General features: G+C 66.7%; 25 protein-coding genes. 15 read left to right on the plus strand and 10 right to left on the minus strand.

Annotation, left to right across the window (positions count from 1 at the left end):
- Window positions 1-80: 80 nt before the first annotated feature.
- The 3 genes from ACNUDN_RS23120 to ACNUDN_RS23130 form a co-directional block, all read right to left on the minus strand.
- A complete protein-coding gene (locus ACNUDN_RS23120; RefSeq protein ID WP_419124063.1) occupies window positions 81-935 on the minus strand; it encodes a serine/threonine-protein kinase in 855 nt (284 codons plus the stop codon).
- A 35-nt stretch (window positions 936-970) separates the two neighbouring features.
- Window positions 971-1,837 (minus strand): SPFH domain-containing protein, encoded by an 867-nt coding sequence (locus ACNUDN_RS23125; RefSeq protein ID WP_419124064.1) that lies wholly within the window; start codon window positions 1,835-1,837, stop codon window positions 971-973.
- 155 nt (window positions 1,838-1,992) lie between these two features.
- Complete coding sequence (locus tag ACNUDN_RS23130; RefSeq protein ID WP_419124065.1) at window positions 1,993-3,009, minus strand: oxygenase MpaB family protein; 1,017 nt, start codon at window positions 3,007-3,009, stop codon at window positions 1,993-1,995.
- A 69-nt stretch (window positions 3,010-3,078) separates the two neighbouring features.
- Here ACNUDN_RS23130 and ACNUDN_RS23135 point away from each other — a divergent pair, with 69 nt between their 5' ends.
- The 5 genes from ACNUDN_RS23135 to phoU all read left to right on the plus strand — a co-directional run bounded on the left by ACNUDN_RS23135 (window position 3,079) and on the right by phoU (window position 9,029).
- The gene (locus ACNUDN_RS23135) at window positions 3,079-3,660 is read left to right on the plus strand and encodes a TetR/AcrR family transcriptional regulator (protein ID WP_419124066.1); all 582 of its coding nucleotides are present in this window, start codon (window positions 3,079-3,081) and stop codon (window positions 3,658-3,660) included.
- 106 nt (window positions 3,661-3,766) lie between these two features.
- Window positions 3,767-4,774, plus strand: a complete 1,008-nt coding sequence (locus ACNUDN_RS23140) for an acyl-ACP desaturase (protein WP_419124067.1) — start codon at window positions 3,767-3,769, stop codon at window positions 4,772-4,774.
- Window positions 4,759-5,937, plus strand: coding sequence for a tRNA dihydrouridine synthase DusB (gene dusB, locus ACNUDN_RS23145; RefSeq protein WP_419125276.1), 1,179 nt, complete (start codon window positions 4,759-4,761; stop codon window positions 5,935-5,937). The genes ACNUDN_RS23140 and dusB overlap by 16 nt, the downstream gene beginning before the upstream one ends.
- 219 nt (window positions 5,938-6,156) lie before the next feature.
- Window positions 6,157-8,271 (plus strand): LCP family protein, encoded by a 2,115-nt coding sequence (locus ACNUDN_RS23150; RefSeq protein ID WP_419124068.1) that lies wholly within the window; start codon window positions 6,157-6,159, stop codon window positions 8,269-8,271.
- An 89-nt stretch (window positions 8,272-8,360) separates the two neighbouring features.
- Window positions 8,361-9,029 carry a phosphate signaling complex protein PhoU gene (gene phoU / locus ACNUDN_RS23155; RefSeq protein WP_419124069.1) on the plus strand — a complete coding sequence of 223 codons (669 nt, stop codon included), beginning with the start codon at window positions 8,361-8,363 and terminating at the stop codon, window positions 9,027-9,029.
- Window positions 9,030-9,218: 189 nt separating this feature from the next.
- On the opposite strand, the gene pstB is transcribed toward phoU, so the two are convergent.
- Genes pstB through pstS form a run of 4 tightly spaced genes read right to left on the minus strand, consistent with a single transcriptional unit; the run spans window position 9,219 to window position 13,092 of the window.
- Complete coding sequence (pstB, locus tag ACNUDN_RS23160; RefSeq protein WP_419124070.1) at window positions 9,219-9,989, minus strand: phosphate ABC transporter ATP-binding protein PstB; 771 nt, start codon at window positions 9,987-9,989, stop codon at window positions 9,219-9,221.
- Window positions 9,990-9,996: 7 nt separating this feature from the next.
- Complete coding sequence (gene pstA, locus ACNUDN_RS23165) at window positions 9,997-10,899, minus strand: phosphate ABC transporter permease PstA (RefSeq protein WP_419124071.1); 903 nt, start codon at window positions 10,897-10,899, stop codon at window positions 9,997-9,999.
- Window positions 10,896-11,948 carry a phosphate ABC transporter permease subunit PstC gene (pstC, locus tag ACNUDN_RS23170; RefSeq protein WP_431960703.1) on the minus strand — a complete coding sequence of 351 codons (1,053 nt, stop codon included), beginning with the start codon at window positions 11,946-11,948 and terminating at the stop codon, window positions 10,896-10,898. The genes pstA and pstC overlap by 4 nt, the downstream gene beginning before the upstream one ends.
- Window positions 11,949-11,961: 13 nt before the next feature.
- Complete coding sequence (pstS, locus tag ACNUDN_RS23175) at window positions 11,962-13,092, minus strand: phosphate ABC transporter substrate-binding protein PstS (RefSeq protein ID WP_419124073.1); 1,131 nt, start codon at window positions 13,090-13,092, stop codon at window positions 11,962-11,964.
- A 392-nt stretch (window positions 13,093-13,484) separates the two neighbouring features.
- On the opposite strand from pstS, the gene ACNUDN_RS23180 reads away from it, so the two are divergent.
- Window positions 13,485-14,162, plus strand: coding sequence for an arsenate reductase ArsC (locus ACNUDN_RS23180; protein WP_419124074.1), 678 nt, complete (start codon window positions 13,485-13,487; stop codon window positions 14,160-14,162).
- 113 nt (window positions 14,163-14,275) lie between these two features.
- Here the strand turns inward: ACNUDN_RS23180 and mshD are convergent, their stop codons facing one another.
- Complete coding sequence (gene mshD / locus ACNUDN_RS23185) at window positions 14,276-15,193, minus strand: mycothiol synthase (RefSeq protein ID WP_419124075.1); 918 nt, start codon at window positions 15,191-15,193, stop codon at window positions 14,276-14,278.
- Entirely contained in the window at window positions 15,190-15,990 is an 801-nt protein-coding gene (locus ACNUDN_RS23190; protein WP_419124076.1) for a winged helix-turn-helix transcriptional regulator, read from the minus strand. The genes mshD and ACNUDN_RS23190 overlap by 4 nt, the downstream gene beginning before the upstream one ends.
- Before the next feature lie 178 nt (window positions 15,991-16,168).
- Between ACNUDN_RS23190 and lmeA the strand changes: the two genes are divergently transcribed.
- From lmeA to ACNUDN_RS23235, 9 genes are all read left to right on the plus strand, one after another.
- Window positions 16,169-16,963: a mannan chain length control protein LmeA gene (gene lmeA, locus ACNUDN_RS23195; protein WP_431960707.1), complete on the plus strand. Its 795-nt coding sequence runs from the start codon at window positions 16,169-16,171 to the stop codon at window positions 16,961-16,963.
- Complete coding sequence (locus tag ACNUDN_RS23200) at window positions 16,960-17,415, plus strand: thioredoxin family protein (RefSeq protein WP_419124077.1); 456 nt, start codon at window positions 16,960-16,962, stop codon at window positions 17,413-17,415. Before lmeA ends, ACNUDN_RS23200 begins: the two co-directional genes overlap by 4 nt.
- A 29-nt stretch (window positions 17,416-17,444) precedes the next feature.
- Window positions 17,445-17,537 (plus strand): Ms5788A family Cys-rich leader peptide, encoded by a 93-nt coding sequence (locus ACNUDN_RS23205; RefSeq protein WP_396888426.1) that lies wholly within the window; start codon window positions 17,445-17,447, stop codon window positions 17,535-17,537.
- Window positions 17,538-17,625: 88 nt separating this feature from the next.
- Window positions 17,626-18,105 (plus strand): DUF4395 domain-containing protein, encoded by a 480-nt coding sequence (locus tag ACNUDN_RS23210; RefSeq protein ID WP_419124078.1) that lies wholly within the window; start codon window positions 17,626-17,628, stop codon window positions 18,103-18,105.
- Between the two features lie 19 nt (window positions 18,106-18,124).
- Window positions 18,125-18,958 carry a sulfurtransferase gene (locus ACNUDN_RS23215; RefSeq protein ID WP_419124079.1) on the plus strand — a complete coding sequence of 278 codons (834 nt, stop codon included), beginning with the start codon at window positions 18,125-18,127 and terminating at the stop codon, window positions 18,956-18,958.
- 1 nt (window position 18,959) lies between these two features.
- A complete protein-coding gene (locus ACNUDN_RS23220; RefSeq protein ID WP_029110402.1) occupies window positions 18,960-19,262 on the plus strand; it encodes a DUF1416 domain-containing protein in 303 nt (100 codons plus the stop codon).
- A gap of 252 nt (window positions 19,263-19,514) precedes the next feature.
- Complete coding sequence (locus ACNUDN_RS23225; protein ID WP_419124080.1) at window positions 19,515-19,835, plus strand: DUF732 domain-containing protein; 321 nt, start codon at window positions 19,515-19,517, stop codon at window positions 19,833-19,835.
- Window positions 19,836-19,989: 154 nt separating this feature from the next.
- Window positions 19,990-20,619 carry a heme-binding beta-barrel domain-containing protein gene (locus ACNUDN_RS23230; protein WP_419124081.1) on the plus strand — a complete coding sequence of 210 codons (630 nt, stop codon included), beginning with the start codon at window positions 19,990-19,992 and terminating at the stop codon, window positions 20,617-20,619.
- A gap of 8 nt (window positions 20,620-20,627) precedes the next feature.
- Window positions 20,628-20,882, plus strand: coding sequence for a hypothetical protein (locus tag ACNUDN_RS23235; RefSeq protein ID WP_419124082.1), 255 nt, complete (start codon window positions 20,628-20,630; stop codon window positions 20,880-20,882).
- A 23-nt stretch (window positions 20,883-20,905) separates the two neighbouring features.
- Here the strand turns inward: ACNUDN_RS23235 and ACNUDN_RS23240 are convergent, their stop codons facing one another.
- Window positions 20,906-21,766, minus strand: a complete 861-nt coding sequence (locus ACNUDN_RS23240) for an ABC transporter substrate-binding protein (protein WP_419124083.1) — start codon at window positions 21,764-21,766, stop codon at window positions 20,906-20,908.
- Between the last annotated feature and the right edge of the window lie 216 nt (window positions 21,767-21,982).

Below are 21,982 nucleotides of genomic sequence, written 5' to 3' on the forward strand. Positions count from 1 at the left end.
CAGTCGGTTAGCGTCGCTATATCTGCTGGTCAGGCCGAAATCTGAGGTGATGACCGCAACGGCGCCGGAAGGGAGAAAGTTCACCACCACCGCGGTCGCCGCTTTCGCCTCCCGACGCGCAGCGCCCCGGGCCCGGCGAGGCACGCCGCCATGTGATCGGCGCTGGTGAACCGCCACCGTGGATCGCGCGCCATCGACCGCTCCACCGTCATCGTCAACGCGGCGTCCAGGCCGGGCCGTAGCGAGCTCAGCGGTGGCAGACGCCCGACGGCGATCGCGTCGGCCAGCGCCGCGAGGTTCTCCTGCGGGAAGGCCCGGCGGGCGGTCAGCGCCTCGTAGGCGACCACTCCGAGCGCGTACAGATCATCGCTCGGGGTCGCCGGGCGGCCGGCGATGCGATCGGCCGGCAGGTAAGCCATCGTCCCGAAGACCCGGTTGGTCAGGGTCTGAGGTGTGTCGGCGCTCTTGGCGACCCCGAAGTCGGTGATCTTCACCCCGCCGGCGCTGGTGAACAGGATGTTCGCCGGTTTGATGTCACGGTGCAGCACACCGCTCGCGTGCGCCGCGCGCAGCGCCGACAGCACGTCGCCCAAGATGGCGCGCACCTGCGCGGCGGGCATCGGCCCATAGCGGGCCAGCACATCCGCCAGGCTCTGGCCGGGCAGGCGTTCGAGCACGATGTACTGCCTGCCGGCGTGCACACCGGTGTCGTGCACGGCAACCACATGGGGATGGTTCAGCGCCGCAGCCGCGCGCGCCTCGGTGGCGAAGCGGCGCCTGGTGTCGGGCTGGGTGTTCATCGATGGATAGAGCAGCTTGACCGCCACCGGCCGCCCCAGCCGGTTGTCCCAGGCGTCGCGGACCTCGGCCATCCCGCCGCGGCCCAGGACACCCCGCAATTCGTAGCGACCGCCAATCAGCTCCGGCGCCTGCATGTTTCCAAGCTAGCCGGTCGCAGCGATGCACAAACCTAGCGAGCAGGCACGGTGGGCACCACGGAGGTGTTCGGCCAGCAGCCCAGCGGGCTGATCGAGGCTTCTCTGGCGGCGTCCAGACACTTGCTGACCAGCACGTTCGGGTTGTCCGACACCGAGCCCGCCAGGATCTCGTTGGCGCGTGCCTCGGCCTCGGCGGTCTTGGCCCGCTGTTCGGCCACCCGCGTGTTGGCCCGCTCGGCGTTGAGGGCGTTGATCCGGCCTTGGGTGGCCTCGTCATAGCTCACCAGCGGGATGATGACATTGATGATGTCGACCTGATCGCCGACCTTTGCCCGCAGGTTCTCCGCGACATCGTCACCGAGTGCCTGGATGTCGGTGCCCTCCACGTTCTCCGGCGCGAGCGGGTCGAAGTCGGAGAACACCTCGTTGAGCGCGGCCCGCAGCTCCCGGGTGACCAGGTTCTCCCGGACGTTGTCGAAGTCGCGATAGTCGAGGAACAGCGCGTCGGCGGCGGCCGGCTGAATGCGCCACCGCACGCTGTTGTCGACGTATGCGGTGGAGTTGTTGCCGAGTCTGACCATGGTGGCGTGCTCACCGGTGTGGTTGTCGATCTGGATGGCGCCGTCCATCTCGGTCACCGACTGCCACGGCGCCTTGAGGTGCAGGCCGTTGCCGAGGGTGCCGCTCGGTCGGCCCAGGGTCGTGACGACCCCGATGTTGCGCGTGGAGACGATCGTGGTGGACCCCAGGATCAGCACGACGACCGTCAGGGCGCCGGCGATGACCGCGACGCGCGTGCCGCGGGTCCGGCCGACTTCCTCCTTGGCCGTCACGCGGGACAGCAGCGCGAACGCGGTGACCAACAGCAGCACGATGACAGCGAAGATCTCCCACGGCACGGCGTCGACCTCTCTTTTGCGGCAGGGTGTCGCCGAATCCTACGAAGAGCGCACCCCCGCGACCACACGTCGACCGGTATGTCGGCCGGAGTCCGGCCTCAGTCTCGGCGCCGGACGCGCCGGAGGTCAGGTGAAAGGTGAACCCAGCGCGGCGGTCACACTTTCGGGCTGTAGTAGTGCGGGTCGTCTCGATATTCCACCGGAGGCAGGTTGCGCGCCGGTGTCTCGACCAACGGGGCATCGGCCGGGAGGCGGCCGGTGGCGCGATCCCATGCCGAGCGCTTGCGCGGATGCATCAGCAGCCGTTTCGGCAGCACCCGCGTGAGTCGATAGACCACCCGGCCGAACAGCTTGTGCAGCCGCTCCTGCCGGGGCGTCCAGCGGTAGCCCATCAGCTCACGCACCGGCGGATCGAACAGGCCGACCGTGGTGAAGTTGAAGAAGCGTTGCATCCCCGCCACATTGAGGCGCCACAACCAGTCCGGCATCCACGCCAGCGACGGATGCTTGGGCATCGAGGACAGATCGAGCACTTCGCGAGCGGCCCAGTTGTTCTCCAACACGTTGTGACACATGTGATCCCAGTACTGCTGGAAGTCCTCCCACGTTTTCGGGACCGGTCGCATGCTCATCCCGTACATCCGGTACCAGGTGATGTGCTCGTCGAAGAGTTGCCGCCGCTGCTGTTCGGTGAGACCTCCCCCGAGCCATTCGGCGGCCAGCAGCGTGGACTTGAAGAACGTCGCGTGCGCCCAGTAGAAAACGTCCGGGTTCAGTGCGCTGTAGCGGCGGCCCTGGTCGTCGACCCCGTTGATGCCGATGTGGTAGTCGCGGACCTGGGCCCCCGTCGTGGGGGCGCGGTGTCCGTCGAACACCACACCGCCGATCGGATAGACCGACCGGAAGAGCCGCTGCATGCGCTCCATGAAGAAGATCGAGTGCTGTTCCACCGCCGCGCCCAGCTGTGGATGCATGTTCTGCATCGAACCGGCCCAGGGCCCCTGCAGCATCCCGGTCCACTGTCCGAAGTACTTCCACGTCAGGGAGTCCGGGCCGAGCGGGGCCGGCAGACCGTCGTAGCCACCGGCGACCGGACAGCCTGCCGCCACGACATCGCGATCTGGGGTGGAACCGCTGGTGACCGGGCCCGCCGCGGACGTATCTTGAGTCACTGGTGCTCTTCCTGCCGTTGTCGCGCCACGATTTTGACTACAGACGTTGTCACCAAGCTTAGGAGGGCCGTGCCGCCGGGTCAACGACGCGGTAGATGGTCGGGCGTGCCGTTGCAGGACCGTCAGGCGCTTCGCCGCGACGAACTGATCGCCGCGGGCGTCGAGTTGCTCGGCCGCCCGGGTGGACCCCACCTGACGGTGCGCGCCGTCTGCCGGGCCGCCGGACTCACCGAGCGCTACTTCTACGAGAGCTTTCCCGACCGCGACGAGTACGTCGCCGCGGTCTACGACGATGTGTGCACGTCGGCGATGTCGACGCTGATGAAGTCGAAGAGTATGCGTGACGCCGTCGAACGCTTCGTGGCGTTGATGATCGACGATCCCGCCCGCGGCCGGGTGCTGCTGCTGGCCCCCGAGGCCGAACCCGTGCTGGCCCGGTCGGGGGCCCGGTGGATGCCGAACTTCATCAGCCTGCTGCAACGCAACCTCACCCAGATCAGTGACCCGACCGCCCAGGCGATGGTTGCCACCGGACTGATCGGGGCACTCACTGCACTGTTCACCGCCTATCTGGACGGCAGATTGGATGCGACCCGAGAACAGTTCATCGACCACTGCGCTGAGTTACTGCTCAGCAGGGCCGTGACCTGAAAGCGCACGTCACCTCGGCGTGGGTCGCGGCGCGGCGACTTGAATGTCACCGAGTTACACAGATATATTGAGTGCAACCATCAGGTACAGATAACTGGGAGGTGTCGTGTCGAAAGACCTGACCGACCTGCAACTGCTGACCGAACTCGAGCCCGTCGTGGAGCCTCTGGTCAACCGCCATATGCGGATGAAGAAAGACTGGAACCCACACGACTTCATCCCGTGGTCCGACGGCAAGAACTACTACGCGCTCGGCGGCCAGGACTGGGACCCCGAGCAGTCCAAGCTCTCCGAAGTCGCCCGGGTCGCGATGCTGGTCAACCTCCTGACCGAGGACAACCTGCCCGCCTACCACCGCGAGATCGCGATGAACTTCACCATGGACGGCCCGTGGGGCTTCTGGGTGAACCGCTGGACCGCCGAGGAGAACCGGCACGGTATCGCGCTGCGCGACTACCTCGTCGTCACCCGCAACGTCGACCCGGTCGAGTTGGAGATGCTGCGCCTCGAGCAGATGACCCGCGGCTTCTCCCCCGGCCAGAACCAGCAGGTCGAGGCTGACCTTTTCGCCGAGAGCCTGTTCGATTCGGTGATCTATGTGACCTTCCAGGAACTGGCCACCCGGGTATCGCACCGTAATACCGGCAAGGCGTGCGAGGACCCGATCGCCGATCAGCTGTTGCAGCGCGTCTCTGCCGACGAGAACCTGCACATGATCTTCTACCGCGACGTGTCCGAGGCCGGGTTCGAGATCGCCCCCGATCAGGCGATGAAATCGCTGCACAAGGTGCTGCGCAACTTCAAGATGCCCGGATACACCATCCCGGATTTCCGTCGGCGCGCGGTCACCATCGCCTCCGGCGGGGTGTACGACCCGCGGATCCACCTCGACGACATCGTGATGCCGGTGCTCAAGAAGTGGCGCATCTTCGAACGCGAGGACTTCAACGGCGAGAGCGCGCGCATGCGTGACGACCTGGGGGCACTCGTCGACGAACTGCAGGAAGCGGTCGACAAGTTCGAGATCGCCAAGCAGCGCCGCGAGGAGCGGCTGCGTCAGATGGCCGAGAAGAAGGCCGCCAAGAACCTGCTGGTCGGATCATCAACGTCGTAACTGCTCCCCCCGGACCGGCCCGATCCCCGTTGCGGATCGGGCCGATCGCGTTGCGCAGCCCGGTCGTCCTCGCGCCGATGGCCGGAGTGACCAATGTCGCGTTCCGCACCCTGTGCCGCGAGCTGGAGCTGAGCCGCGCCGGCACCGTCAGCGGCCTCTACGTGTGCGAGATGGTCACCGCGCGGGCACTGGTCGAGCGGCATCCGATCACCATGCACATGACGACGTTCGCACCGGAGGAGTCGCCGCGTTCGCTGCAGCTCTACACCGTGGACCCGGTCAACACCTACGCCGCAGCCAAGATGATCGTCGACGAGAACCTGGCCGACCACATCGACATGAACTTCGGCTGCCCGGTGCCCAAGGTGACCCGCCGCGGGGGTGGAGCGGCGCTGCCCTACAAGCGACGGCTCTTCGGTCAGATCGTGGCGGCGGCTGTGTCGGCCACGGAGGGCACCGGCATCCCCGTCACGGTGAAATTCCGCATCGGAATCGATGACGCTCATCACACCCACCTCGACGCCGGACGCATCGCCGCCGAGGAAGGCGCCGCCGCGGTCGCGCTGCACGCACGCACCGCCGCCCAACGCTATTCGGGAAGCGCCGACTGGGAGCAGATCGCCGCGCTGAAGGCCCACGTCACGAATGTTCCGGTGCTGGGCAATGGTGATATCTTCGACGCTCGTGACGCGCTGGCCATGATGGCCGCGACGGGCTGCGACGGCGTCGTGATCGGCCGGGGCTGCCTGGGGCGGCCCTGGCTGTTCGCCGAGTTGTCCGCCGCCTTCGGCGGAACGGCACCGGCGACCCCGCCGACCCTCGGTGAGGTGGCGCAGATCATCCGCAGACACGGTGAGCTGCTCGCTGCCCACTTCGGAGAGGACAAAGGAATGCGGGACATGCGCAAACACGTCGCGTGGTATCTGCACGGTTTCCCGGCCGGCGCGGACCTGCGCAGGTCTTTGGCGCTGGTCAAGACCATCGCCGAACTCGATGATCTGCTTGCCGAGCTCGATCCCGACGTGCCGTTCCCGTCGGCGGGCAACGGTCCGCGAGGCCGGCAGGGCTCCGCCGCATCGGTGACGCTGCCCGACGGTTGGCTCGACGATCCCGAGGACTGCACGGTGCCCGCCGGCGCCGATGTGATGCACTCGGGGGGCTGACCCCGGCGCCGAGACGGTTCTGAGACGGTTCCGACACCGCCCTCGGGCTGGATGTCTCTCAGAATGTCTCAGTACGATGAGGACTCAAACTGCCTGTCTCCGGTGGCGGAGCCGGGCCCAGTGCTTTAGACATTGAGCAGGCACTCGGCGATCCTCGTGCCGGCGCGCAACGATGCGCGCCGCGCGGGAGGCCGTGAACGCTGGAAGGCCGGTAGGAATATGAGCGACGGCGACACGGAAGATGCCGCTGCCGCTTCCGGCCGTCCGCAACCAGCCGGCGGGGACCGCACCGGCGACAGACCCGACGGTGACTGGCTTACCCGATCCCGGCGCCCGAAGCCAGGCGCCGCGCCGTGGGAACGGGCCGTCGACGCGCCGACAGAGCAGCCGGCACGCGCCGATGCCGAGTCGTCCCCGACGTCCTCCCCGGCGAACCACGCCCCCGAGCCGGCCGCCCCGATCACCGTCGCGGACCTGATCGCCAAGATCCACGGCGAGGCGCCGGCGCCTGAACCTCGGCGCCACCGGGCCGACCCGGAACCCGAACCGGAACCAGAGGCCCAGCCCTACCCCTACCCTTCCGACGTCCCCTACCCGGACGTCGACGTCGTGGGCCCGGCGGATTTCAGGGACATCGGGGACATCAGGGGCATCGGGGACATCGAGGCCGACGACGCGGTCACCGCGGTCCTGCCGCCCATCGCCCTGGCCGACGACGAGCTGCCGGATCTGGCCGCTCCGCGCCCCCCGGTGCACACCCCGCCGAAGCCGCGGGCGCGCCGGTCGGGGCGTCTCACCGTCGCCGGACGCGTCGCTGCCGCATTGGTCGCGGTGCTCGCGCTGGTCCTCACCGGTGGCGCCTGGCAATGGCAGTCCGCCAAGAACAACCTGCTCAACCGGGTTTCGGCACTGGATCCGGATTCGCGGGACATCCTCGATCCGAATGCGCAGTTCGGCGACGAGAACTTCCTCATCGTCGGCACCGACAGTCGCATCGGCGCCAACAGCGATATCGGCGCGGGAACCACCGAGGACGCCGCAGGCGCCCGATCGGACACCGTGATGCTGGTGAACATCCCGGCCAACCGCAAACGGGTGGTTGCCGTGTCGTTCCCCCGCGACCTCGAGATCGAACCGATGAAGTGCGAGCCGTGGGACCCCGAGACCCGCGAATACGGACCCATCATGGACCCGGACTCGCCGATGTACGGCAAGGATGAGGTCTACACCGAATACAAACTCAACTCGGCCTTCGCCGTCGGTGGACCGAAGTGCCTGGTGAAGGTCATCCAGAAGTTGTCCGGCCTGCACGTGAACCGTTTCATGGCAGTCGATTTCACCGGTTTCTCCAAGATGGTCGATGCGCTCGGCGGCGTGGAGGTGTGCAGCACCACGCCGATCGAGGACTACGAACTCGGTACCGTGCTGGCAACGGCGGGACGTCAGACCGTCGACGGTCACACCGCCCTGAACTATGTCCGTGCCCGGCAGGTCACCACCGAGACCAACGGCGACTACGGACGCATCAAACGTCAGCAGCTGTTCCTGTCGTCGCTGCTGCGTTCGCTGATCTCGAAGGAGACGTTCTTCTCGCTCTCCAAACTGAACAACGTGGTCAACATGTTCATCGGCGACAGCTACGTGGACAACGTCGACACCAAGGATCTGGTCGACCTCGGCCAGTCAGTGCAGGGCGTCACCGCGGGCCGGATCACCTTCGTCACCGTGCCGACGGTCGGTTACGCCGACGAGTGGGGTAACGAGATCCCCCGTACCGAGGACATGCGGGCCCTCTTCGACGCCATCATCAACGACGACCCGCTGCCCGAGGAACACAACGCCGACAACAGCCCGGTCCCCGGCAGTCCCGAAGCGCTGGCCAGCGCCGACGCCGCCCAGGACCAACCCGGTGACGAGATCGTCGACGCCATCGCCACCGATCCGGAGAGTGTCACCGTCCAGGTGTCCAACTCCACGGCCCGGACCGGTCTGGGCGCCACCGCGGCCGGGGCCCTGCAGGCCCACGGTTTCAACGTGACCACACCGGACGACTACCCGGGACCACTGGCGCGCACCACGGTGTTCTTCTCGGCCGGCAACGAACAAGCTGCCGCGACCGTCGCGTCGGCATTCGACGATGCGACCATCGAACGCGTCTCCGGCATGGCCGATGTGGTTCAGGTGGTGCTGGGCAGCGACTTCACCGCGGTCACCGCCCCCTCCCCCAGCGGATCACCGGTTCAGGTGCAGTTGATCCGCGGCACCAAGGCACCGCCCACCGCCCTGCCCGAGGACCTCACCGTGACCAACGCCGCGGACACCAGCTGCGAGTAGTCACCGACCATCGTTTGGGCAGGTGGCATTCACCTTTCGTTCACCGTCCGCTCGTGACGGTGCCGATGCCGCCCCGGTAGGGTTGGTGCATGCGTACCGCCTACCACGAGCAGTTAGACGCGCTGTCCAACCGGCTCGGAGAAATGTGCGGGCTGGCCGGGGTCGCGATGGAACGGGCCACTCAGGCCCTTCTGCAGGCCGATCTCGCGCTGGCCGAACAGGTCATCACCGATCACGAGCAGATCGCGGCCCTGAGCGTCCGCGCCGAGGAAGAGGCCTTCGTCCTGCTCGCGCTGCAGGCTCCGGTGGCCGGCGACCTGCGCGCGATCGTGAGCTCCATCCAGATCGTCGCCGATGTGGACCGGATGGGTGCGCTGGCGCTGCATGTCGCCAAGATCGCCCGCCGTCGGCACCCCCAGCACGCGCTGCCCGAAGAGGTCAACGGCTATTTTGCCGAGATGGGCCGGGTTGCGGTCGAACTCGGTCACAGCGCCCAGGAGGTGCTGCGCACACGGGATCCGGAGAAGGCCGCCCGGATCCGCGAAGAAGATGACGCGATGGACGACCTGCACCGACACCTGTTCACGGTGCTGATGGACCGGGAATGGAAGCACGGTGTTGCCGCGGCCGTCGACGTGACCCTGTTGGGCCGCTTCTACGAGCGCTTCGCCGACCACGCCGTCGAGGTGGCCCGCCGGGTCATCTTCCAGGTGACCGGGCATTCGCCCGAGGAGGCCGAGATCACCGCCCCCCGCTGACACCCCTCAGTTGTCGATGAGCCCCCCGGGTCGTCCCGGGGGGGCTCATTCGTGTGCGCTGACGCGGCTCCCCCGGCGCATGTTCACCGCGAACACGACGTCGCCCCGCTCCTTCGCGGAACGGGGCGACTTCGATCTACCTCTGATGCGGGTGGCCCCGCCTGGCACCGGCCGTATCGGCCCGCCAGATCAGCCGAAACGTCCGGAGATGTAGTCCTCGGTGGCCTTCTGCGTCGGGTTGGAGAAGATCTTCTCGGTTTCGTCGATCTCGACGAGGCGGCCGGGTTTGCCGGTGGCCTCGAGATTGAAGAACGCCGTCTGATCGCTGACTCGCGCTGCCTGCTGCATGTTGTGCGTGACGATGACGATCGTGTAGTCCTGCTTCAGTTCCGAGATCAGGTCCTCGATCGCCAGCGTCGAGATGGGATCGAGCGCCGAGCAGGGCTCGTCCATCAGCAGCACGTCCGGCTGCACGGCGATGGCGCGGGCGATGCACAGCCGCTGCTGCTGCCCACCCGACAGACCGCCGCCGGGCTTGTCCAACCGGTCCTTGACCTCGTTCCACAGGTTGGCGCCCTTCAGAGATCGCTCGGCGACCTCGTCGAGGTTCTTGCGCGCCCCCTGGAGCTTCAGCCCGGCAACCACGTTGTCGCGAATCGACATGGTGGGGAACGGGTTCGGACGCTGGAACACCATGCCGATCGTCTTGCGGACACTCACCGGGTCGATGCCGGAAGCGTAGATGTCCTCACCGTCCAGCAGCACCGAACCCTCCACCCGGGCACCCGGCAGCACCTCGTGCATCCGGTTCAGCGTGCGCAGCACCGTCGACTTACCGCAGCCCGACGGGCCGATGAATGCCGTGACGCTGCGCGGTGCGACCGACAGACTCACGTCGGCGACGGCGTGGAACGAACCGTAGTAGATGTTGAGATCCTTGAGATCCAGCCGCTTGGCCATGAGGCTCCTAAACTCTGTTCCGCGTCAGGTATCGGTTGATGAAGGCAGCGGCGATGTACAGCGCCGCGATGATCAAGATCAGGGTGAGCGCAGCGCCCCAGACCCGCAGCACGCCCGCGGCTTCCGGGTTGACCAATTCGGTGAAGATCAACAGGGGCAGTGACGCCATGTTGCCCTCGAAGGCATCCATGTTGATGGACCGGCTGTAACCCACCAGCACCAGCACCGGAGCCGTCTCGCCCATCACCCTGGCCAGCGCCAGCAGGATGCCACTGATCATGCCCGGCAAGGCGGTGGGGACAACGACCCGCACGATGGTCTTCCACTTCGGGATGCCCAGGGCATAGGACGCTTCCCGCAACTCATCCGGGACCAGTTTCAGCATTTCCTCGGTGTTGCGCACGACGACGGGCAGCATCAGCAACACCAGGGCCAGCGACACGGCGAAAGCGCTTTGCTCGAAGCCCAACGTCGAGATCCACAGCGCGAAGATGAAGAGTGCAGCCACAATCGATGGCACGCCCGCGAGGATGTCCACCATGAACGTGGTGACCTTGGCGAACCGGCCGCGGCCGTACTCGACAAGGTAGACGGCGGCCATCACCCCCAACGGCACCGACAGCACCGCAGCGATCGCCGCCTGGATGAGCGTGCCGTAGATCGCGTGGTAGACACCGCCGGCCATCTGCTCGGGCAGCACCCCGGACAGTGAGTTCGTCCACCACGTCGACGAGGTGATCGCGGTGATGCCCCTGGCCAGGACCGTGTAGATGAGCCAGACCAACGGGATCATCGCGAGCACGAACGCCGCGGTGAACAGTGTTGTCGCAAGAGCGTTCTTGAACTTGCGGTTGGCGCTGACCGGGTGGAAGGTGGGCCCCTTCACCGCCTGGTCGAGTGTTGCCGTCATCCTCCACTAACCCTTCCGCCTGCCGCTGCGCGAGCCAGCGCGTTGACCACGAACGTCAGCGCGAAGAGCACGAAACCGGCGGCGATGTAAGCACCTGTGGGCAGCGGAGCGCTGAATTCAGCTGCCGCCGAGGCGATCTTGGATGCGAACGTGTAGCCGCCATCGAACAGCGACCAGGACCCGGCCTGCGCCGCGGTGCGCAGGATGATCAGGATGGCGATCGTCTCTCCGAGCGCGCGACCCAGGCCCAGCATCGACGCGGCGATCATGCCGCTGCGGCCGTACGGGAACACCGTCATTCGGATGACTTCCCACTTGGTCGCGCCGAGTGCCTGAGCGGCCTCCACGTGACCGCGCGGAGTGAGGGCAAAAACCTCACGGGTGACCGAGGTGATGATCGGCAGGATCATCACCGCGAGCACGATTCCGGCGGTGAAGATGGTTCCGCCGCCCGCCAGGGACACGTTGCCGTCCGAGAACAGGAAGAACCAGCCCAAATTCTCATTGAGGAAAGTAGCCACCGGCGTCAGCCAGGGGGCGAGCACGAAAATGCCCCACAGACCGAACACGATGGACGGCACTGCCGCCAGCAGATCGACCAGCATTGCGAAGGGCCGCGCCAACTGCTTGGGCGCGTAGTTGGTCAGGAACGCCGCGATGCCGATCGCGACGGGTACGGCGATGACCAGGGCGAACATCGAACTGAGCACCGTAACCATGAAGAGATCACGGATACCGAAGCGCAGGTTGTTGGAGTCGCTGGTGAGGAACTCGGTGCTGAACAGGAAGTTCGCCTGGTTGGCCTGCAGCGACGGAATCGCCTTGATGATGAGGAACAGCGCCATCAGCGCGATAGCGCCGATGATGGTGGCCCCGGCGGCGATCGCGATGGACTTGAAGACGGTGTCGCCCCAACGTCCGCCGCCCTGCCTCAATGCTGATCCCTTCCCGGGTCTGGGTTTTTGCTTCTCGGGAGTATCCCCGACCTGCGGGGGGCTCGCCGGCTTAGCCGACGAGCCCCCCGCGGTCGAGTCTGGAGTCATAGCCATGGGTTGGTGGCTACTACGTCGTCGAGTTGATGGCGTCGACGGCTTCGGTCAGGCGGGTCTTGAACCCCTCGGGCACCGGAATGTAGCCGTTGTCCTCGAGTCCGCTCTGGCCGTTGCCGAGAGCCGAGTGCATAAAGGCCTTGACCGCGGTAGCGACCTCGGGGTCCGGGTACTCCGAGCACACGATCTCGTACGCTGCGAGCACGATCGGGTACGAACCCGGTTCAGTCGGCATGTAGAACGACGTGGTGTCGAGCACCAGGTCGTTGCCCTCGCCCTTGAACTTCACCCCGTCGATCGCCTTACCGGCGGTTTCCGTGCTCAGCTCGACCGGGTCCGGTCCGGCCGAGGTGATGATCTGGGCGATGGACAGGTTCTGGGCCTTGGCGAACGACCACTCGTTGTAGGTGATCGAACCCGGGGTGCTCGCGATGGCCGCCGAGGTGCCTTCGTTGCCCTTGGCACCTTCACCGACGCCGCCAGCGAAGGACTTGCCCGCGCCCTTGCCCCACGCGCCGTCGGAGGCCGCGTCAAGGTACTGCTGGAAGTTGTCGGTGGTACCCGACTCATCGCTGCGGAAGATCACGTTGATCGGCTGCGCGGGCAGCGTCACGCCCTCGTTCAACGCCGCGATCTCCGGGGCGTCCCAGGTGGTGACGGTGCCGTTGACGATCTTGGCCAGGGTTGGACCGTCGAGCGCGAGGGTGTCGACGCCGTCGACGTTGTAGGTGATGGCGATGGGTCCGAACACGGCGGGAAGGTTCCACGCCGGGTTGCCGCCGCAGCGTTCCATGGCCCGGTCGACCTCACCCTTCTCCGCGTTGAGCGGTGAATCCGAGCCGCCGAAGTCGGTCTGGCCGCCGAGGAACTCCGAGACACCCGCGCCGGATCCGCTAGAGGTGTAGTTCAGGGTGTACCCGGGGCAGTCCGTCTCGTAGGCGTTGATGAACCGCGTCATCGCGTTGGCTTGTGCGGACGAACCACTGGCCTTCAGCGATTTCTTGCCGCCGCAGTCACCGGCCGCCTCCGACCCGCCGCCTTCTGACCCGGATGCGGCGGTGTTGTTGTCACTGCCGCATGCCGAGAGCAGCAGGGTGCCCGCGGCCAATATGCTCAGCGCGGCACCAGTCCGTTTGGCCTTCACGAAGCTCCTTCAAGTGCAGATGTGGGGAAAGACGCATTTCACGCCGAGCAGATCTTTCCCTGCTCGGCTGTGAACCTAGGGGCAGCCCGTGAATCGATGGCCTACGGGCGGTAAACGAGAGATGAACCGAAAAGGGGAGGGCAGCGACGAGCAGCCCATCTGGCGATTGACGAGACCGCGTTTCCTGAGTATTCATGAAGTCGATGTCTACTGGGCGACACGTTGCCAGCGGCCTCGAGCGGCCATTCCCGCTGCTCTCGCAGATTTTCTCGGCGATCCCCGGGCACCCGACCCGCACGACAAGCGCCGAGCGCGAGGCCGCCGCAGTTCGCGGCCTCACCGAAACGGGTCGGACGTTTGTCCCCCTCGTGATGTGCTGACAAGGAGAACACATGACCGACAGCACCGACCCCGGTACACACCCCCAGCTACGCCACGACCTCTCCCTCGACCAACACCTGGCGCTGAAATCCGCGGCTGCCCAGCTGGAGAAGGAGTATGGCGGGACTTTCGGCGTCGAAACCATCGAACGCTTCCTGCACTCGTCATATGACCAGTTCGCCGGACGAGCAAGCGTCTTCAACTTTCTGCCCTTGCTTGCGGAGCGATTTGCACGACAACAACTCGGAGCCCTGGCCCGGGTAGAGGGCAAGCATCATGACGGCAAGCCGACCGTGTTGTTCCTGTGCACCCACAACGCGGGGCGATCACAGATGGCGATGGGGTTTTTCACCAAGCTGGCCGGAGAGGCCGCGGTGGCCTGGTCGGGCGGATCTGAGCCGAGCGACGCAGTGAATTCTGCAGCGGCAGAGGCGATGGCCGAGCGTGGCATCGATATCTCGCGCGAGTATCCGAAACCCTGGACCGACGAGATCGTCCGTGCTGCGGACGTGGTCATCACGATGGGATGTGGTGACGCCTGTCCGGTGTTTCCCGGCCTCCGCTACGAGGAATGGAAGCTCGACGATCCGGCCGGCCAGAGCGTTGACGACGTGAGACCCATTCGGGATGAGATCGAGCGACGCGTTCGCCATCTACTGGCTGAACTCGGCGTCCCGGTGAGTGCGTAAGCGCTGACACGTTCCCGCTGTTGCGGCATCGATCAAGCGGGCGGGTGCGGCACCGCCCCGTCGCAGTGCTTCGATCGACAACGTCATCGATGACACCCAGCCCGCAAGCGCGCTCAGAGGTGGGCCGGTGTGCCGGACGCGTAGGCGACGTCGGTATTGGCCACTTCGAAACCCAGCCGTCGGTACGTCTTCACCGCGGCGGTGTTGTCCGCCTCCACGTAGAGCATCACCGCGGGCTGCCGGCCGGCGCCGGACAGCCGCTCGGCAAGGTGGTGCAGACCGACCAGCGTGAGCGCGGCGCCGAGCCCGCGTCCCTGGGCGGCGGGATCCACCCCGACCACGTAGACCTCCCCGAGATCCGCAGAATGCCTTTTCGTCCAATGGAATCCGAGCAACTCGGCGGTCCGGTCGTCGAAGGCCAGGAACAGCCCGGCGGGGTCGAACCACGGTTCGGATCGACGTTCGGCGACATCGGCGACTGTCCACCCGCTTTGTTCGGGGTGCCACGAGAAGGCGGCGTTGTTCACCCGGAGCAGTTCGGCGTCGTCGGCGGGACCGGTGTATGTGCGCAACGTCACGCCTGGCAGCGCCGGTGTCGAGGGCAAGTCGGCGAGCGACCGGCGCATCTGCAGGAGTTCGCGCGCCACCACCAGACCCAGCGACGCTGCCGTCGCCCGCGCCGGCTCCAGGTTGCCGTGCGCCCAGACCCGGGTGTCGGTTCCGCCCTCCGACAGCGCGGTGCGGATCAGCTGCGCGCCGATGCCTCGACGACGGGCCCCGGGACGCACCACGAGTTCGGCGATCGGTGGCGCCTCCTCGCCGGGCGGAGCGAGGTTTAGGTAGGCCTGCAGGGTGCCGTCTTCGACAGCGACGAGATGGCGGGTGCGTTGTTGTCCGAGTTCCCGCAGCACCTGATCCCCCACGGGTGCGATGCCGTCGGCGGTGGTGGCCTCGGAGATCAGTTCACGTATGCGTCGCTGGTCGGCGTCGGGCAGGTCGTGCTGCCAGCCGACCGAGACCGGGGGCGTCACTGACTGCGCAGCGCGTCGCCCAGCGCCTGCGGGACACTCTCGGCGTCGAACGCACCGACACCGTCCTCGTACGGATCGTCGCCGTCGAGTTCCTCGGCGAGATCCGCCTCGGCGGCGGGCGCCCGGCCACGGGCGGGCCGGACCGCCTTGTAGCCCACGTTGCGGACCGTGCCGATCAGCGATTCGTACTCGGGGCCGAGCTTGGCGCGCAGGCGCCGGACGTGGACGTCGACCGTCCGGGTGCCGCCGAAGAAGTCGTAACCCCACACTTCCTGAAGGAGCTGGGCGCGCGTGAACACCCGGCCGGCGTGCTGGGCCAGGTACTTCAGCAGTTCGAATTCCTTGTAGGTGAGGTCGAGCGGCCGTCCCCGCAGCCGCGCGGTATAGGTGCCTTCGTCGATGACGAGCTCACCGAGACTGATCTTGCCGACGTTCTCCTGGTTGGCCACACCGCCGCGGCGGCCGACCAGCAGCCGCAACCGAGCATCGATCTCGGCCGGACCGGTGCTGGGCAGCAGGATCTCGTCGAGACCCCATTCGACGCTGACCGCCACCAGGCCGCCCTCGTTGACCACCGCCACAACCGGGACCGAGGTGCCCGTCGTCCCCAGCAGTCGACACAATCCGCGGGCGGCGGCCAAATCGGTGCGCGCGTCGACGATCGCGACATCCGCGGTACCCGCTTCCAGCAAAGACGAGACCTCGGTGGGCGCGGTCCGGACATTGTGCGCGAGCAGGGACAGCGAAGGCAGGACCGATTCGGGGTGCGGATCGACCGTCAGTAGTAACAGATCCAACTGACCCCTCCAACGGCTGTGGAGTTCTCTCCAGGACAACGATGTCGCGTGGTGACTTTCCAGATTCATGCCTGACACACGGCCGTTACCCAGCCGATGGTTACCTAACGATAGCGTGCAACCTGCCGGTAAGCCGTGCGGAACCGCTCTCCGCGGCGACGTCGGCAACAATGTCGGGGTGCGCAAGCTCGTGACCGGTGCCCTCGCCGCCCTCCTCGTCGTCGTCCTCGGCGCGGTCGGCGTCGACTTCGGGGCGGCGATCTACTCCGAGTATCGCCTGGCCAGAAGCGTCCGGACCGCCGCGAACCTGGACTGGGACCCGTCGGTGGCGATCCTGGGATTTCCGTTCATCACGCAGGCGCGGCGCCACCACTACGACGAGGTGGAGATCAAGGCCAGTGGCGTTGATCACGGCGTGGTCGGGAAGGCGTCGCTGGAGGCGACCATGCATTCGGTGGGTCTCGGCGATTCGTGGCTGGTGCCCCCGGATGCCACCCTGACCGTCGAGAAGCTGGAGAGTCGGATCATCATCGACTCCACCCACATGGGCCGCTACATGGGAATTCCGGACCTGTTGATCGAGGCGCCCACCAGGGAGACCGAGGACTCCACCGGGGGCGTCACGGAATCGGGCATCTCCAGCAATCAGGGCGTGGTGCTGACCGGCACCCCGAACAAGGCGGGTTTCGACGAGCGGGTGAGCATCGCCGTCGACCTCTCGGTCACCGGGCCGGAGTCGACGACGTTGGTGGTGACGGCGACCGGTGTGTTGACCGAGCCGGGGACGGCGGACCGGGCGGTGCCCGAGGAGAGGCTGGCCGCGGTGCTGGCGGCGTTCTCCACGACGCTGCCCGGCCAGAAGTTGCCGTTCGGGATCGCGCCGACCACCGAGGGAGCGCGGGGCTCCGACATCATCATCGAAGGCATTGCCGAAGGACTAACCATCGACCTCGACGAGTTCAGACTGTCATGAGCTCGTCGTGGATTGCCGTCATCACGGTGCTCGTCGCCGCCTTCGGGCTGGCGTTCGTGATCGGCCGGCTGCTGACCGTGCGCTCGGGGCTGCTCAAGGGTGCCGCCGAGTCGTCCGAACTCGGCGACGACGACCGCCAAGAGGTCCACGAAGCGGTCATCGCGGCGCTGGGCCTGTCCCGGACCGGGCCGACGGTTGTGCACTTCAGCGCGCCCTGGTGCGGACCCTGCGAGGGGGTGCGCCGCGTCGTCGACCAGGTGTGCGGGGAGTTGCCCGAGGTGGCGCACGTCGAGATCGACATCGACGCCAATCCCGAGGCGGCACGGACGCTTTCGGTCCTCTCGTTACCGACGACCTTCATCTTCGACCGGGACGGGCGCCGGCGTTACCGCGCGCCGGGGGTGCCCACGGCAGCTGACCTGCGTTCCGCACTTGAGCCACTGTTGGCCTGATCACCGTCTCTTTGGGTAAGCTGTCAGCCGTGTCAGCCCGCCTCGAGCTTGTGCTCACCAAGCGCCGCGCAGTCGATCTGTGCCGCGTTGCGGGTTGTTGCTGTTGTTGTCGTAGCTGCTGAGTAGCCGCGTTCTCGTTCTGCGCCGCACTCTGCGACCGGCCGTGTCGGCCTGCCGCGTCCAGCCCTACCGAACAGCAGGAGCACCTTCATGTCGAACATCACAGAGCGGCCGAACGACGCTGACCGTCGCGCATCGCAGCAGGTCGATGCGCGCGGCCCGCGGTTCGTCGCATGGGTCACCACTGTCGTCCTGGTCGTGATCCTGCTGGTGTCCGCCCGAAGCCCGGCCGCGGCCGCGGCCATCCTCACGGCGCAGGCGGCGGTGTTCGCCATCGGCGCCGTCTGGGGACCACGACGTCATCCGTACGGGTTGATCTTCGCCACGCTCGTCGCTCCGCGCCTGGGTCCGGCCACCGAACGCGAACCGGTCGCACCGCTGAGGTTCGCCCAGCTGGTCGGGTTCGTCTTCGCCATGGTCGGTGCCCTCGGTTTTGCCGGCGGTCTCACACCGCTGGGCCTGATCGCCACCGGTTTCGCACTGGTGGCGGCACTGCTCAACGCAGCCTTCGGTATCTGTCTGGGCTGCCAGCTCTATCCGCTTCTCGCCCGCTTGACCCCCACCCGATAGCAATCGAAAGGACTCCCCAATGGCACGCTCCGACGTCCTGGTCACAGTTGACTGGGCCGAGAGCAATCTCGAGGCGCCCAACACCGTCTTCGTCGAGGTCGACGAGGACACCAGCGCCTACGACACCGGTCACATCCCCGGCGCGATCCGGCTGGACTGGAAAACCGAGCTTCAGGATCAGGTCAAGCGTGACTTCGTCGATCAGCAGCAGTTCTCCAAGCTGCTCTCGGAGAAGGGCATCGCCGAGGACGACACCGTCATCCTCTACGGCGGTAACAACAACTGGTTCGCCGCGTACGCCTACTGGTACTTCAAGCTCTACGGCCATCAGGACGTCAAGCTGCTCGACGGGGGCCGCAAGAAGTGGGAACTCGACGCGCGCCCGCTGTCGAAGGACGCCGTGCAGCGTCCGCAGACCAGCTACACCGCCAAGGAGCCCGACACCAGCATCCGCGCCTTCCGTGACGAGGTGATTGCTGCGATCGGAGAGAAGAACCTGGTCGACGTCCGCTCTCCCGACGAGTTCTCCGGCAAGATCCTCGCCCCGGCTCACCTGCCGCAGGAGCAGAGCCAGCGGGCCGGGCATATCCCCAGCGCCATCAACGTTCCGTGGAGCAAGGCGGCCAACGAGGACGGCACCTTCAAGTCCGACGAGGAGCTGGCCAAGCTGTACGCCGAGGCCGGACTGGACGGCGAGAAGGAGACCATCGCCTACTGCCGCATCGGGGAGCGTTCGTCGCACACCTGGTTCGTGCTGCAGGAGTTGTTGGGACACAAGAACGTCAAGAACTACGACGGCAGTTGGACAGAATACGGCTCCCTGGTGGGTGCCCCGATCGAGTTGGGAAGTTGATATGTGCTCTGCACCGAAGCAAGGACTGACGTTGCCCGCCGGCGTCGACCTGGAGAAGGAAACCGTCATCACCGGCCGCGTGGTCGATGGCTCGGGTCAGGCTGTGGGCGGGGCTTTCGTGCGCCTGCTGGACAGCTCGGACGAGTTCACCGCCGAGGTCGTCGCGTCGGCGACCGGTGACTTCCGGTTCTTCGCCGCGCCCGGTACCTGGACGCTGCGCGCCCTGTCCCCTGCGGGTAACGGTGACGCCAGTGTCGCGCCGTCGGGGGCGGGGATCCACGAGGTCGACGTCAAGGTCGCGTGACGGAGTCACGCAATCCCACCGGGGCGTGACGGAGTCACGCCATCCCACGGGGGCGTGACGGAGCCGCCGGGTATTCACAGTCCGGTCACCGGGTGTTGCAGTGAACTTGCTGCCAAAGAGCTGCGAGATTAGCTGTGATCAGGGAATATATGGTGGTCCCCGCGCCGTCGGGCGCGGGCCCACCACCACCTCACGCGGCATGCCGCGTGACCGACCTCGCGGCCCCAGCGCGACAACGACATAGGACCGACAATGAAGATCACGATTGCCTGCGTCGCCTCGGCGGCGCTGGCCGCAGTTGCCCTGGCGGGTGCTCCCGCAGCGCTCGCCGATCCCGAAGGTGACTTCCTCACGGTGATCTCCGGCGGCGGAATCACCTGGCCGCCGGACAAGACCGCGCAGGTCATCGAGACCGGTTACGCGGTCTGTCAGGACTGGAACAGCGGCGCGTCCTTCGAGCAGGAGGTTGCCGACCTGACCAGCGTCACCAACTGGTCGGACTACCAGGCCGGCTATTTCATCGGCGCCGCGACCGGTGCGTTCTGCCCCGAATTCGAATGGAAGGTCAGCTGACCGTCCGCTGCTCGACGGCCGCCGGGAGATGAATTCTCCCGGCGGTTAGACTTTGGCCCGTGGTGCTGTTTTTCGAGCTTCTGCTGGTTGTGGCCGTCGTGGTGATCACGTGGTTCGCGCTGTACGCGTTGTATCGGCTCGTCACCGACGAGTCGTGAGTTCAGGCGACGAGGCGGTTGCGGCTGCGGCCGAGCGCGCCCGGGTCACCGCTACGCGCAACATTCCGGTGTTCGGCGACCTGCCCCTTCCCGCCGACACCGCGAACCTGCGTGAAGGCGCAAACCTCGACGATGCGCTGCTCGCGCTGCTGCCGCTGGTCGGCGTGTGGCGGGGCGAAGGCGAAGGTCGTGGGGCACACGGCGATTACCGGTTCGGACAGCAGATCGTGGTGTCCCACGACGGCGGTGACTACCTGAACTGGGAAGCGCGCTCCTGGCGCCTGGACAGCGACGGTGAGTACGACCGGCCCGGTCTGCGCGAAACGGGTTTCTGGCGATTCGTCAGCGATCCGGGTGATCCGGAGGAATCGCAGGCCATCGAATTGCTGTTGGCTCACTCCGCCGGCTACATCGAATTGTTCTACGGGCGTCCGCTGAACCAGTCATCCTGGGAGCTGGTGACCGACGCGTTGGCCCGCAGCAAGTCCGGGATGCTCGTCGGTGGCGCGAAACGGCTGTACGGGATCATCGAAGGCGGTGACCTCGCATACGTCGAGGAACGGGTGGACGCCGACGGCGGCCTGGTACCGCATCTGTCCGCCCGACTGGCGAGGTTCGCCGGCTAGTGCATCGCATGAAGCTTGCCGCGATTCTGGCGGTTGCGGGCGCGCTGGTGGCAGCCTGCTCGGCATCCACCCCGCCTGCCGAGGAGTCGCCGACCTCCGCAGTACCCAGCGTGGGACACGGCTCCTTCGCATACTGCCTCGGCCAGCACGGGGTACCGGCACCACCGGGACCGGCGTCCGGACCTCCTCCCGGGGTGGCTGCCGCGGACTGGGAGGCGGCCATGTCGGAGTGCTCGTCGTTGGCGCCAGGCCCCTCCGACTGAGCCCGGATCCACCGGGCGCCGGGCTATCCCAGGACGGCCGCGTTGCCGCCGCCGGCCAGCCAACGCCGTTCCAGCCTGTCCAGCGTCCCGTCCGCGCGTAGGGTATCGACCGCCCACGACACGCACCGGGTCAGCGGGCTGCCGTGCGCCATCACCACGCCGAACTGTTCGACCTGGCCGCCCCGGGCCGGCAGCTGCCCGACGAGCACACCGTCGCGCAGCTCGGCCGCCATCGTCAGAGCAGTGGGTAGATCGACGACCAACGCGTCGATCTCATCGTCCAGCAGCGCCATTTTCGCGTCGACATTGGTGTGGTAGGCCTGCACCGGGTGGCGTCCGGCCAGCTCGGTCGCAGCGGTGTGACTCGTGGTGCCGATTTGCGTACCGAGCCGCAGACCGCGCAGTCCGTCCAACGTGGTGACCGCGGCAGCAGGCGATCGGCGCACCGCGACCACGGCCTGCGTCACGTCGAAATAAGGTGTCGAAAAGTCCACCGCCGCGCGCCGCTGTTCGGTGATCGAAAACTGGGACAGGTTCGCGTCGAACGATTTGGCGCCGGAACCGAGGGCCGCATTGAACGGAACCCGCACCCAGCGCACGTCCTCGACCGCGAAGTCCAGTCGGTCGGCGATGGCATAGGCGAGCGCGGATTCGAAGCCGTCACCGTTGGCGGGATCGTTTCCCAGGTACCAGGGCGGATAGACGGGCTGATCCGCACCGAAGGTCAGGATGCCCGGGTAGAGGGTGTCGAGCACGTGCTTGCTGCACGTGCCCGCATCCAGGGTCGGCACGGTGAGCGCGGTCGGTGCCGCGCATGCCGGGACGGTCAACGCGACGAGGCCGATGGCCGCCGTCTTCCACCCCGCGATGGAAGAGCAAGACATAGCCGAATCATCGCAGACCGTGCAGATTGTGCAGCTCCCGACATGGAGCGGCCCCCGAGCCGTTGTTCCTGGTCGGACAAGACCGAGGGGCTCGGGGGCCGGGTGACTGCGGGGAATTCGCCAGCGCGCACAGCTGCGTCAAGCGCTCTCCCGGCGCTGCTAGCTCGCAGCCACCTCACATGTCCATAAGTCACTCAATTTGTCGGACCACCTCCT

Origin of the sequence: Mycobacterium sp. smrl_JER01, from assembly GCF_048513595.2 — a bacterium.
In the GTDB taxonomy this organism is placed as follows: domain Bacteria; phylum Actinomycetota; class Actinomycetes; order Mycobacteriales; family Mycobacteriaceae; genus Mycobacterium.